Here is a 1,206-nt window from a genome sequence, read left to right on the forward strand (position 1 = left end):
TTGGAGGCTAGATCGCTTGGTTCTCGGCCGCCAGGTCAGTGCCGGCGGTCGATCGGTGGAACGTCTCCTCATACTCGACCGGAGGGACGTTCCCACAGTAAGAATGTAGCCGTTCAGAATTGTACCAGGCAACCCATTCCATCGTGGCGATAGTCACGTCCATGACGCCTTTCCAGCCGCCGTAGAAGTCGATGAGCTCCTTCTTGTAGAGACTGTTCATGGACTCGGCCGCCGCATTGTCATACGAATCGCCCTTGCTGCCGACAGAACGCGCCGCGCCGACCTGATCGAGCCGTTCAGCGTAGCGGATGGAAGTGTATTGAACTCCCCTATCCGAATGGTGAACGAGGCCACCGACGTCACCTCCACGAGACCAGATCGCCATTTCCAGGGCATCGAGTGCCAGGCCGGCGCCCAGATGGTCGGCGACCTGCCAGCCGACGATCCGCCGCGAGTACAAATCCTGCACAAACGCGGTGTAGACCCAGCCGTCCGCGGTCGCCACATAGGTGATGTCCGCGACCCATCGACGATCCGGCCGGTCCGCAGTGAAGTCGCGTTCCAGCAGGTCACCCGGATGATCCTGGCCGGGGATAGTGGTGCGGGGCCGCTTGCGGCCCGCCGTCACCCCAGCGATCCCCAGCTCGCGCATCAGCCGCTCGACCGTGCACCGGGCCACCGTGATCCCCTCCCGACCGAGCTGTCCCCACACCTTCCGCGCCCCATAAAGACCGCGTCCCGGGCCGTTCCACACCCGCAGAATCTCTCCCTTCAGGTATTCGTCTCGGGCCGCACGAGCCGACGGACTCGACTCCCGCTTCTTGGCCGCCCAGTACGTGGACGGCGAAACTTCCAACACGGCACAGATCGGCTCCACACCGAACTGTTCACGATGGGTATCGATGAACTCGACTAGCGCGGCAGTCTGGGGTCGAGCTCCCGGGCGAAATACGCCGACGCCGCTTTCAAGATCTCGTTCGCCCGCCGCAGCTCACGCACCTCACGTTCAAGCTCCCCGATGCGCTGAGCATCGGACGTCGTCCGGCCCGGACGCTGCCCGTCATCGACCTCGGCCTGCCGGATCCACGTCCGCAACGCCTCCCGATGCACCCCGAGCTTGTCTGCGACCCGGGCGATCGCGCCTGTCCGCTCGCCCGTCTGCTCACGAAGCTCAAAGACCATCCGAACCGCACGTTCACGCAGTTC

At 64.2% G+C, this 1,206-nt stretch carries 1 protein-coding gene; it reads right to left on the bottom strand.

Annotated elements, in window-relative coordinates; translation table 11 throughout:
* Window positions 1-7: 7 nt before the first annotated feature.
* Window positions 8-1,206, bottom strand: a protein-coding gene (locus tag DP939_RS45210) for an IS3 family transposase (protein ID WP_404828644.1) whose coding sequence is annotated in 2 segments (ribosomal slippage) — window positions 8-930 and window positions 930-1,206 — 1,200 coding nt annotated over the 2 segments. Because the reading frame shifts where the segments join, the coding sequence is not laid out codon by codon here. This gene is flagged as partial in the annotation.

Source organism: Spongiactinospora rosea (genome assembly GCF_003315795.1).
Classification (GTDB): Bacteria; Actinomycetota; Actinomycetes; order Streptosporangiales; family Streptosporangiaceae; genus Spongiactinospora; species Spongiactinospora rosea.